Annotated in this window: 9 protein-coding genes and 1 tRNA gene; all 10 read left to right on the top strand. The window is 40.0% G+C overall.

The genetic code is table 11. The features are described 5' to 3' along the window. Window positions 1-130 precede the first annotated feature (130 nt). The 10 genes from AC0UA9_RS13765 to AC0UA9_RS13720 all read left to right on the top strand — a co-directional run bounded on the left by AC0UA9_RS13765 (window position 131) and on the right by AC0UA9_RS13720 (window position 12175). Entirely contained in the window at window positions 131-1543 is a 1413-nt protein-coding gene (locus AC0UA9_RS13765; protein ID WP_475660681.1) for an efflux transporter outer membrane subunit, read from the top strand. A gap of 38 nt (window positions 1544-1581) precedes the next feature. Beyond that, a complete protein-coding gene (locus AC0UA9_RS13760; RefSeq protein ID WP_475660852.1) occupies window positions 1582-2880 on the top strand; it encodes an efflux RND transporter periplasmic adaptor subunit in 1299 nt (432 codons plus the stop codon). After that, window positions 2880-5966 carry an efflux RND transporter permease subunit gene (locus AC0UA9_RS13755; protein WP_475660679.1) on the top strand — a complete coding sequence of 1029 codons (3087 nt, stop codon included), beginning with the start codon at window positions 2880-2882 and terminating at the stop codon, window positions 5964-5966. Before AC0UA9_RS13760 ends, AC0UA9_RS13755 begins: the two co-directional genes overlap by 1 nt. A 221-nt stretch (window positions 5967-6187) precedes the next feature. Then, window positions 6188-6634 (top strand): 30S ribosomal protein S6, encoded by a 447-nt coding sequence (gene rpsF / locus AC0UA9_RS13750; protein ID WP_475660676.1) that lies wholly within the window; start codon window positions 6188-6190, stop codon window positions 6632-6634. A 9-nt stretch (window positions 6635-6643) separates the two neighbouring features. After that, window positions 6644-6955: a primosomal replication protein N gene (gene priB / locus AC0UA9_RS13745; RefSeq protein WP_475660850.1), complete on the top strand. Its 312-nt coding sequence runs from the start codon at window positions 6644-6646 to the stop codon at window positions 6953-6955. 49 nt (window positions 6956-7004) lie between these two features. Beyond that, window positions 7005-7232 (top strand): 30S ribosomal protein S18, encoded by a 228-nt coding sequence (rpsR, locus tag AC0UA9_RS13740; protein WP_159821572.1) that lies wholly within the window; start codon window positions 7005-7007, stop codon window positions 7230-7232. 18 nt (window positions 7233-7250) lie between these two features. Next, window positions 7251-7703 carry a 50S ribosomal protein L9 gene (rplI, locus tag AC0UA9_RS13735; RefSeq protein WP_475660674.1) on the top strand — a complete coding sequence of 151 codons (453 nt, stop codon included), beginning with the start codon at window positions 7251-7253 and terminating at the stop codon, window positions 7701-7703. A gap of 228 nt (window positions 7704-7931) precedes the next feature. Next, window positions 7932-9686 (top strand): DNA primase, encoded by a 1755-nt coding sequence (gene dnaG, locus AC0UA9_RS13730; protein ID WP_475660672.1) that lies wholly within the window; start codon window positions 7932-7934, stop codon window positions 9684-9686. Window positions 9687-9902: 216 nt separating this feature from the next. Beyond that, on the top strand, window positions 9903-11762 hold the full coding sequence (gene rpoD, locus AC0UA9_RS13725; protein ID WP_475660670.1) for an RNA polymerase sigma factor RpoD: 1860 nt from the start codon (window positions 9903-9905) through the stop codon (window positions 11760-11762). Between the two features lie 336 nt (window positions 11763-12098). Continuing rightward, window positions 12099-12175 (top strand) — tRNA-Ile (locus AC0UA9_RS13720). The last annotated feature ends 369 nt before the right edge of the window (window positions 12176-12544 follow it).

Raw genomic sequence — 12544 nt, 5'->3', positions numbered from 1 at the left:
CTAAATATGGAGTGATAAAAATTTTTTAGCTTTGTAATGTTATGTAAATTAACTAGAAATTAATAACAAAACTCAACTAAAATAACCCACCATCATAAGCAGATAACAAACAGTATTAAGGCTATTTTTTATGGCTGTTGCCCTTAAATCACTTTATATTATGGCATTTAGCATGCTGCTATTTTCTTGTAGTTCATCTTCTTACTTAGCAGATGATTTACAGCAATCACATGTCCCTGCTAACTGGTCAACTAACTTATTAAGTACAGAAGTCGCAACGGGTTGGTTTGACCAATTAGCCAACGAGCAAGTTCATCAACTTGTTGATATTGCACTTAAGAATAACCTGCAATTGAAGCAGCAAGCTTTTGCCATCGCTATTAGTGAGCAAAATTTAATTATATCAGGCAGTGAACTTTGGCCTTCGCTGGACTTATCTTTAAGAAATGGCCGAAGTAAGTCGGTATCAAGTGATAGTACCAATACTTATAACACGAGTGCTTCTTTAGATCTTGATTTACAGTACGAGCTTGATCTTTGGGGAAAATTATCTGCGGCTAACCGGCAAGCTAATTTAGAGTTAATGGCACAAAAAGCCACCTTTGAACAAGCAAAACAACAATTAGTTGCTGATGTAATTACGGCATGGTTTTCGGTAATAGAAGCTAATAAATTATTAACCCTCTATCAACAACGTAGCCAAGATATACAGCAAAATTTAGTAATTATTGAGTCAGGCTATCAACAAGGGCTTAACAGTGCTCTAGATGTGTATTTAACGCGTAATGAAGTCAATAGTGAGCTCTCTAGGGTATCTGAACAAAACGCAAAAAAAACACTCGCCATACGCAAGCTAGAACAATTACTTGGGCAATACCCTGAAGGGACATTATTTGTTGACGCCCAATTACCCTCGCTTGGCTCAGACATACCTTTTGGCTTACCCAGTGATTTACTCTCCAGAAAGCCTGAGTTAGTGGCAAGCTGGTATCAACTACTGGCGAAAGACTCAGCATTAGCGTATGCGCATAAACAACGATTTCCCAGTATAAGCCTTACGGCCTCGTTATCAGATAACCAAACCAATATTTCAGACTTATTATCAACCTCTTCGCTAGGCTGGTCATTGCTAGGTAATTTAGCAATGCCCCTCTTTAATGCGGGTAAATTGGCAGCAAATGAAGAAAAATTACGCTTAGACCTAAAGCAAGCAGAACAAGAGTATTTATCGACCTTGTATGATGCATTTGCCAATGTTGAAAACGCGATCACCTACGAAGCCAGTTTAAAAGAGCGCTACCAAATGATGGTTAAAGCACAAGAGAACGCAATAGCAGCACAAACCTTATCGTTTGAACAATACCAAAGTGGCTTGGTAGATTATATTACTGTGCTTGATGCTCAAAGCCGATCTTACGACGCTCAAAGTGCGGTAATTCAAATAAAAAACCAATTAATCGCTAACCGAATAAATCTTCATGTTGCCCTTGGTGGTAATTTTGCAAAAAGACCGACGCCAAAAGCACAAGCGCAGGATAAATAAAGATGACAATAGTAAGTAACCAATCGACAAGCCAGTCAATGAACAAACCCAATAAACAATCATCTATTAAAAAAATAATCATACCAGCCGTGATTATTATCGCGACCTATATTATTTCTCAATTTATTATGAATAACCCACCAGAAACTAATCGAGGTCAAGGGAGCCCAGCTGCTAAAATAAGTGTTGAAACGTTAACATTAACACCACAACAGTACCCGGTAACTATCAACAGCTTTGGTACAGTGCAACCGAGAACGAGCAGTGTACTTGTTGCTCAAGTGTCAGGTGAAATAAAAGAAATTAGCCAGCAATTTAGAGACGGTGGTTTTTTTGAAAAGGGTGATGTACTTGTGCAGCTTGATGATAGAGATCATCAAGCGGAAGTAAAAATTAGCCAGTCAAATTTACTTTCAGCAAAACAAGCACTGCTAGAAGAAGAGGCAAGAGCAAAGCAAGCATTGCTCGACTGGCAGCGGTTAGGCAACGGTGCACAACCGAGTGCTTTAGTTCTACGTGAGCCACAGTTAGCGGCTGCGCAGGCTGAAGTGTTATCAGCACAAGCGAATTTAGAAAAAGCAGCGTTGTTATTAGAGCGGACAAAAATAGTCGCACCCTTTGCCGGAAGAGTCTTAAAAAAACAGGTTGATGTTGGCCGCGTTGTGGTGGGTAACACAGCATTAGCAGATATTTATGCGATTGATTATGTCGAAATAAGACTCCCCATTAATAACAAAGATCTTAGTTTTATCGCTTTACCCGAAGAATACCGCGCTACTAAAAATAAACTGCAGGGCCCTAGCGTTGAAATTACCTCAGATTTAATTGGGGAACAGCAGTGGCACGGGGAAATTGTTCGAACCGAGGGGGCAATTGATGAAAGTTCTCAGCAGCTTTATGTTGTTGCACAAATTGATGACCCCTATGATATAACGCATAAAAATAAGGTGGCGCCGATTAAAATTGGCCAGTATGTTAATGCAAAAATAGTGGGTAAAACGATAGCACAAGCCTTAGTTATTCCTAATAGTTCAATTTACCAAGGTAGCTATGTTTATACTGTAGAAAATATAGAAGATAAAACAGTACTGCAAAGAAAAGAAATAACCATTCGTTGGCAAAATGATCGAGACGCAATTATTGCATCGGGTTTATCTGCAGGTGATGAACTTGTGCTAACACCTCTTGGTCAAGTTAGCTCTGGCACGGTAGTAGAAATTGCAGGCGCTACAGCTTCTAAACGAAAAGGGTCAGGCAAGGCACAACGAAACGCTAACCAAAATAGCCAAAAGAGAAGGCCTGGTAATAAAAAGCGCAAAAGTAAGGAGAGCAAATAATGATAGCTTGGTTTGCTCGTAACCATGTCGCTGCTAACTTATTAATGATAACCATTTTATTTCTTGGTTTGTTTAGCTTGTCTGCGAAAATTCCGTTGGAAGTTTTTCCTTCTTTTGTCACCGATAAAATTTCAATCAATGTTTCTTTACGTGGCTCAACTCCAGAGGATGCTGAGCAAGGGGTTACCATTCGAATTGAAGAAGCCGTGCAAGATTTAGAAGGCATAGAGCGGATCACCAGCCGCTCTTCAGAAGGTTCAGCTTCGGTCACTGTTGAAATTGACCCTGATTACGATGCGCGCGAAATGTTAGCTGACATTAAAGCACGGGTTGATGCTATTAATACTTTTCCTGTAGATGCTGAAAAGCCCGTGGTTGCTCTAGCGGAACGAAAGCGCGAAGTGATAGCCGTTACTGTCTCTAGTATTTATGGCGAAAAAGAAATAAAAGAATTCACCGAACAAATACGTGATGATTTATTGCAAATACCGGGCGTTACGCAGCTAGAGCTTAGTGGTGTGCGTAATTACGAAATAGCCATTGAAATATCTCAAGATAAATTGCGTCAATATGGTTTGAGTCTCAGCCAAGTTTCGTCTGCGGTTGCCAATTCAAGTAGTGATGTTTCAGCGGGTAATATCAAAACTGAGGGGGGAGATATTTTAATTCGTTCAAAAGGACAAGCTTACCGCAAGGACGAATACGCTCGTATTGTGATTAAAACAAACAGTGACGGGTCGATGTTAACGCTTAACGATATCGCCACCATTAATGATGGTTTTGAAGAAACCCCCGTTAGAACACGCTTTAATGGTAAGCGTGCGGCTTTTATTGACGTTTATCGTATTGGCCAACAAAGTGCGACAGATGTCGCTGAGAAAGTAAGAAACTATATAGAAGAGCGACAAAGCAGTTTACCTTATGGTTATGAATTAAGTTACTGGGACGATGACTCGCAAATAGTAAAAGCGCGTATATCCACCTTAACCACGAACGCAATGCAAGGGTTGATCTTAGTTTTTGCTTTATTATCGTTATTCTTAAGGCCTTCTATTGCTATCTGGGTATGTGTGGGTATTCCAGTGTCGTTTATGGGCGCGTTTATTGTGATGCCATTTATGGGTATAACGTTAAATATTATGAGTTTATTTGCATTTATCCTGGTGCTAGGCATCGTGGTTGATGACGCCATTGTCACGGGTGAGAACATATACACGCACTTAAAAAAATCAGGCTCAGGCAGTGAAGCCGCCATAAAAGGAACCCAAGAGGTCGCCACCCCAGTTACCTTTGGTATATTGACAACAGTAGCAGCCTTTATCCCTCTGGCCTTTATTGAGGGAAATAGAGGGCCAATATTTGCTCAAATTCCAGTGGTGGTTATTCCGGTCTTGATCTTTTCATTAATAGAATCCAAGTTTGTTTTACCTTCCCACTTAAAAGGCATGAAATTACGTCATGAACAGTCTGAACCTGGCAAATTCGAACGTTTTCAGCGTGGTTTTGCTGACGGCTTTGAACGGATAATATTGCGTTATTACCAGCCATTGTTAGGAGTTGCTTTAAAGCACAAGTTAACCACCTTGAGCTTATTTGTCGCTGTATTCTTTGTCATCATCTCGTTGGTGATGAGTGGTTGGAGTAAGTTTATCTTTTTCCCACGTATTCCGAGTGAGACAGTGCGTATGAGCTTAACACTTCCTGTTGGTACTCCTTTTGATGTGACTAACAGCTTTGTTATTGATATTGCAGATAAAGCTAAAAACTTACAAGATAAATACCGAGATGAAGAAACTGGCGAAAGTGTTATTCTTAATATATTAGCTACCACCGGAGGACGCGGTGGGGTGTCTAACGCCGGTAGTGTTCGCTTTGAAATAACTCCCGCAGAAGAAAGGCAGTCAAATATCACCTCGAGTGCATTGGTACGAGAGTGGCGTGAGTTGATAGGCGTTATTCCTGGCGCTGAAAGCCTGACTTTTAGAGCTGAAACAGGGCGTTCATCAAGCCCAATAGATATTCAGTTAACCGGAAGTTCGCTACCAACGTTGCAAGAAATTGCCAATAAAGTTAAAACACGTTTAAGTACTTACCCAACAGTATTTGAAATTGAAGACAGTTTGTCAGATGGTAAGGAAGAGTTGCGAATAGAATTAACAAAACAAGGCAAAGCCCTTGGTTTAACACGTGTTGGTGTTTCACAACAAGTACGCAGCGCTTTTTTTGGTGCTGAAGTACAACGTATACAGCGGGGCAGAGACGACGTGCGTGTAATGGTACGCTTACCCGCAGCAGAACGCAGCACCATAGCAAACTTAGAAAATATATTTATCACAACGCCGCTTGGTGGTAATGTACCCTTGTCACATGTTGCCACCTTAACACCAGGGCAAAGCCCATCATCAATCAACCGTATTGACTTATACCGAACTGTTAATATTACTGCTGATATTGAAAAAACCAACACCAATATGACTGTGCTTCAAGCCGACTTAACAACCTATTTAGATGAGCTGATTAATCAATACCCAGGTGTTAAATATTCACTAGAAGGTGAGGCAAAAGAACAACGAGAATCTTTCAGCTCTTTAGGGTGGGCTTTGGTTTTTGTCTTTTTTATCATTTATGTCTTGTTAGCGATCCCCTTTAAGTCATATTTACAACCATTAATTGTTATGAGCATCATACCATTTGGTATGATAGGTGCGGTCGTTGGCCATTGGATTATGGGGTTAGACTTAAGCATCATGAGTTTATTAGGCTTACTGGCATTGGTAGGCGTTGTCGTGAATGATTCATTAGTATTGGTCGATTTCATTAATAAAAAACGTGCAGAGACAAATGATTTAATGAACGCCGTACTAATTGCAGGGGCTTCGCGCTTTAGGCCGGTCATGTTGACCAGCTTAACCACATTTATTGGATTAATGCCGTTGCTTTTTGAAAAATCAACGCAAGCACAGTTTTTAATTCCAATGGCGGTTTCACTAGGTTTTGGTATTTTATTTGCCACCTTTATTACCTTACTTCTTATTCCAGTGAATTACATGTTAGCAGAGCGGGTTAAAAATTTATTAGCGCATTAATCGGGCTTTGTTGGTACTTGTTTAGACTTACTAGCCGTTGTGAACCCTGTTAGGAAGGCAGGTAACTCAATTGGTATTAGGTTTAGGCAAGTATCGCTTGCTTTAATTGTTTATTTTCCCTACACTACGCCTCCTTAATTCAGCCTGAACTTTTTGTTCCTTGCCTCAACTGGTGTTTGGCTGAGCCAGAAAATGAGGCTACAACCCATAAGGAGCTCGTAATGCGTCATTACGAAATCGTATTTATGGTTCACCCTGATCAGAGTGAACAAGTGCCTGGTATGATCCAGCGCTACACAGACTTGATCGATGCTGCTGAAGGCAAAATCCACCGTCTAGAAGACTGGGGTCGTCGCCAATTAGCATACCCAATCAATAAACTACACAAAGCACACTATGTTCTGATGAACATTGAAGCGCCACAGTCGGTTATTGATGAGCTAGAAACTGCTTTCCGCTATAACGATGTTGTTATTCGTAACATGATTATGCGTACTAAAGACGCGGTAACTGAAGCATCGCCAATGGCTGCTGCTAAAGAAGAGCGTCGCGAAGTTAAGAAAGATTTCTCTGCATCAGTTGAAGGCGCTGAAGCTTCTACAGAAGAAGCCAATGCACCTGTTGAAGAAACAAATGTTTCTGAAGAAGAAACTGCTAGCGAAGAATAGTCATTTGTGATGATCTCGCAAGAGAACAACCTAGTGTTGAACGGTTTGGTAGTGAAAACACCAAAACAGTCAATAAGCCCAGCGGGCATTGCTCATAGCCAATTTTCAATAGACCATAAGTCTATTCAACATGAAGCGGGTATGCAGCGACAAGCGTTTGTAAGAATACAGGTTGTGGCTACAGGTGAGTTATCACACTTAACGCGTGAATTAGTTGCTGGTAATAATGTAAAAGTGATCGGTTTTATCAATCGCCACGAATCAAGAAACGGTAACCCGTTACTTGTATTACATGCCCAGCATATAGAAATGATTAATTAGCGTTTTATTTTTACTTTACTATTAAAATAAAACCAATTCGGAGAATATTATGTCTCGTTTTTTTAGACGTCGTAAGTTTTGTCGCTTCACGGCGGAAGGCGCAACATCTGTAGATTATAAAGATATTGCCACGTTAAAAAACTATATCACTGAAAGTGGTAAAATTGTTCCTAGCCGTATCACTGGTACTGCTGCTAAATATCAACGTCAATTAACACGTGCTATTAAACGCGCTCGTTACTTGTCATTGTTACCATACACCGACTTACACAAGTAAGCTAATAAGGGGTTTATTATGGAAGTAATTCTTCTAGACAAAATCGCCAAATTAGGCGGCCTTGGTGACAAGGTAACTGTTAAATCAGGTTATGCACGCAACTTCTTATTACCTAAGGGTAAAGCAGTTTTTGCATCGGCAGCGAATATTGAGCACTTTGAAGCACGTCGTGCTGAATTAGAAGCTAAACTTGCTGAAGTTAAAGCAACAGCAGAAGCTCGTGCTGCTAAAATTACTGAACTTGCTGACATTACCATCGCATCAAAATCAGGTGAAGCAGGTAAGTTATTTGGTTCAATCGGTACACGTGATATCGCTGATGCGATCACAGAAGCTGGCGTAGAAGTAACAAAAGCTGAAGTACGTTTACCTTTAGGTGTAATCCGTGAAACTGGCGAATATGAAATTGCTATTCACTTACACGCTGATGTTGATACTAGCATCAAATTGGCAGTTATCGCACAAGCTTAATTGCTAATAATCGGCAGATAAACTGCACCATTCGTCAGTTTATGCTCCATAATAAAATACCGCAGTGTCATAGATACTGCGGTATTTTTTTAACTGAATCTAGCTTATTATCGCAAAATACAGTGTTTTCATGAAGACCAACTTACTCAACTTGGTGTCATACAATTACGCTGCTGTTTTGTGTACAATAAGTCCCCCTCGCTTTTTAAAGTAGTAGAGATTAATAATATGAAAGGACGTATTCCCCGACAATTTATTGATGACTTATTAGCACGCACGGATATTGTTGATTTAATTGATAGCCGTGTACCGCTTAAAAAGGCAGGGAAAAACCACCAGGCTTGTTGCCCTTTTCATAATGAAAAGTCTCCCTCTTTTACCGTCAGTCAAGACAAACAATTTTATCACTGTTTTGGTTGTGGCGAACATGGTAATGCCATTTCATTTTTAATGGAATTTGATCGCCTAGACTTTGTTGATGCCATTGAAGAACTGGCCAGTTATTGCGGTGTAGAAGTTGTGCGAGAAGACAATAATGCCAGCCCAGCAGAGCAGCGACAACAGCAAAAACATTACCAACAAAAGCAAGATGATTACGAGTTGATGAGCCAAGTGAGCCGCTTTTATCAGCAACAATTAAAAAAAGCCACAGATAAAGCAACAGCAATTGCATATTTAAAAGGTAGAGGCCTCAGTGGCGAGGTGGTTAAACGCTTTGGTATTGGTTACATTGGTGATGCTTGGGACGGCATGATAAAAGTATTTTCACCGCAAGGGAAAGCCAACCAACAATTGGTTGACTTAGGCATGGCAATACAAGGCGATAAAAGTCGCCCGTATGATCGATTTCGTGGGCGTATCATGTTTCCTATTCATGATAAGCGTGGTCGAGTGATTGGTTTCGGTGGTCGAGTCTTAGGCGACGAAAAACCAAAATACTTAAACTCGCCAGAGACACGAATTTATCATAAAGGCCAGGAACTATATGGTCTATATGAAGCAAAACAAGCCAACAAAAACCTTGAGCGCTTAGTGGTGGTTGAGGGCTATATGGACGTAGTAGCACTCGCGCAACATGGCGTAAGTTATGCCGTAGCCTCACTGGGTACATCAACCACACCAGAGCAGCTACAAACCTTGTTTCGCACGGTAAAAGAAGTTATTTGCTGTTACGACGGCGACCGGGCAGGGCGTGATGCTGCATGGCGTGCCATGGAAAATGCATTACCCCTAATTCGTGATGGTTACTCATTAAAATTTGTTTTTGTACCTGACGGCGAAGACCCAGACTCACTTATACGAAAACAAGGCCAAAAAGCATTTGAACAAATACTTGACCAAGCGATGCCACTATCACAATTTTTATTTGACAAATTTCTAGAAGATAACCCAGCGAACACCACGGAAGAAAAAGTGGCATTAATTGATAAGCTGCAACCTTATATTGTAAAGTTGCCAGACAGCATGTTAAAAAGTGCCATTATCGAAGAAATGGCCGCACATTTTGGCATGAGTAGCGAAAAACGCTTACTAGAGTTACAACAATTAAATGCGAGCCCAAACAAAAAAGTAATACGCGAGACAACTAAAGTAACCCCCATAAGGTTAGCCATTGCATTACTGCTAGAGCACCCCCATATAGGAGCTGAGTTAGGTGATATTTCAGTTTTAGCACCCTTGGATGTGCCAGGGGTTGATTTACTTACCCAGTTACTACAGTTGTGTCGACAAAACCCAGCAATAAAAACAGCACAATTATTAGAGTACTTTCGAGATACAACGCAAGGGAAGCAGTTAGCCAAACTTATGTGTTGGCAGCACCATGTTGCGGCTAATGCAGCAGCAGAAGTGTTTCTTGACAGTATTGAAAAGCTGCTTAATGATTTTGTTGAAAAACGAGCGGAATTCTTGCTACACAAAGCACGTATGAAGCAAATAACGGCACAAGAAAGGCAAGAATTACAAGTAATATTAAACGGCTAATCACGCATAATCAGTATTAATATCTATACTGACATCAAGTGAAGAAGATAATTTGAAAATAAGTAGCGACTTAATAGATAAATTCAGTGATGGAAATTACAGCATAAATCTGCTATAATTTCACGCTTTATTTGTTTGTGCAATTTTTTTAATACCCCATTTTTTATAATATAGTTTTAAAAACTTTATTTACCAGACATAGGTGGACACTCGTCAATGGAAAAAGCCCCTCAATCTCGATTGAAAGATTTAATAACCAAAGGTAAAGAACAAGGTTATTTAACGTTTGCGCAAGTAAACGATCATCTTCCGCAAGATATTATCGATTCAGATCAAGTCGAAGACATTGTTAGTATGATCAATGATATGGGTATTCAAGTTTTTGAAAATGCTCCAGATGCCGACACACTAATGATGAGCGAAGCTAATACCGATGAAGATGCTGCCGAAGCTGCTGCACAGGCATTAGCAACAGTAGAAAGCGAAATTGGTCGTACAACTGATCCTGTTCGTATGTATATGCGAGAAATGGGCACAGTAGAATTGCTGACGCGTAAAGGTGAAATAGTTATCGCCAAGCGCATCGAAGAAGGTATTAAAGAAGTACAAAGTAGTGTTTCAGAGTACCCGCCTGCAATTAACTACCTATTAGAAATGTGGGATAACTTTGAAGCAGAAGAAGTACGCTTAACCGACATTATTGTTGGCTTTTTAGATCCTAACGCCCAAGATGATGAAGTCCCTGCAGCCGCAACACATGTTGGCTCTGAGTTATCAAAAGAAGATCTTGATGATGAAGACAAAAGTGAGAGCGACGAAGACGTTGAAGAAGGCGAAGAAGCTGAAGAGGAAGAAGATACTGGTCCAGATCCTGAATTAGCGCGTGAAAAATTCACTGAATTACGAGATGCCTTCGAACACGCTAATAAGATTATCGACAAAAAAGGGCGTGGTCATAAAGATGCACAAGAAGCAATTGATGCGGTAGCCGAAGTTTTTAAAGAGTTTCGTCTTATTCCCAAATTATTTGATAAGCTTGTTAAAAATATGCGCAGTGTTATGGACAGATTACGCGTTCAAGAACGCTTAATTATGAAACATTGTGTGATGGGTGCGGGCATGCCTAAAACCACATTCATTAAAATTTTTCCTGGTAATGAAACCTCTAAAAATTGGTTTGAAGAGCAAAAAGCAGCAGGGCATAGTTACTCAGCCAAACTTGTCGACATTGAGGCTGACGTAGAGCGCTGTATTTATAAACTAAACTCAATCGAAGAAGAAACCCATTTAAACATTCATGGCATTAAAGACATTAACCGTCGCATGTCAATTGGCGAAGCGAAAGCCCGTCGCGCTAAAAAAGAAATGGTGGAAGCTAACTTACGTTTAGTAATCTCTATTGCTAAAAAATACACTAACCGCGGTTTACAGTTCTTAGATTTAATTCAAGAAGGTAATATTGGTTTAATGAAAGCGGTTGATAAGTTTGAATACCGCCGTGGCTATAAGTTTTCAACTTATGCAACTTGGTGGATCCGTCAAGCCATCACGCGTTCAATTGCCGACCAAGCGCGCACCATTCGTATTCCGGTGCATATGATTGAAACGATTAATAAGTTAAACCGTGTTTCTCGCCAAATGCTACAAGAGATGGGGCGTGAACCAACACCAGAAGAGTTAGCAGAACGCATGATCATGCCTGAAGATAAAGTGCGTAAAGTATTGAAAATAGCAAAAGAGCCAATTTCAATGGAAACACCCATTGGTGATGATGAAGACTCACACTTAGGTGATTTTATCGAAGACGGCAGTGGTGAACTTCCTGTTGACTCAGCAACGTCTGAAAACCTAAAAGGTGCTACGCATGAAGTACTTGCAGGCTTAACAGCACGTGAAGCTAAAGTACTGAGAATGCGCTTTGGTATTGACATGAATACTGACCACACATTAGAAGAAGTGGGTAAGCAATTTGACGTAACACGTGAGCGTATTCGTCAAATTGAAGCAAAAGCATTGCGTAAATTACGTCACCCATCGCGCTCAGAGCAATTAAAAAGCTTCTTAGATGGTGAGTAAGTTATAAGTTACATAAACGTTGGTTATAACGTGCCATACGTAAGCGTAATGAAATAAATAAAGAGTATGTTAGCACCGCTAGCCTACTCTTTTTTTATACTTGTTTTATAGAGTAAATGCGACCGAGCATAATTAAAGCATAGATAAAAACATAAATAGCACCTGAAAATATAAAATTATTACCAATTTGATTATTAATACAACAACCGAGCCTTTTTTCTCTGTTTTTTACAATTCAAGAGGTGACATTAAAATAAAAAATGCTTATACTGCACGCGCTTAATTAAGCTGTTTACCCTAAATAGTGAAAATAAGTTGATTCAATATATTACAAATGGCCCCTTAGCTCAGCTGGTTAGAGCACCCGACTCATAATCGGTAGGTCCCCCGTTCAAGTCGGGGAGGGGCCACCACTTTTTACTATCATAGTAAGTCACCTGTGACAAACCCTGCCAGTTCATAACTAGAGCACTATAAAATAACATTTAGCTTGATACCCTCTACCTCCGTTTGTCCAGTAAGCTAGACAAATTTCAGACTCAATAATATGTCTAGTGTGAGTAAACTTAACAATAAAATCAGAAACTCAAAGTGTGATAAGCATCAAATGGAGCTTATTAAATTTTAGATAGCCTTTTTCATTCCCGATAAACTTGGTAAGCGTCCGAGTAACCACACCTAGCAGATCATTTTGATTCGTTTAATTATACCCTCTGATTTTTCAGGAGGTATTATGAAGCTAAGAAGAACACTAGAAGATTGGCAACGTTTAATTGAGCAGC

The sequence above is a fragment of the Colwellia sp. F1 genome, from assembly GCF_056238625.1.
This window is presented reverse-complemented; position numbering and strand designations above follow the sequence as displayed.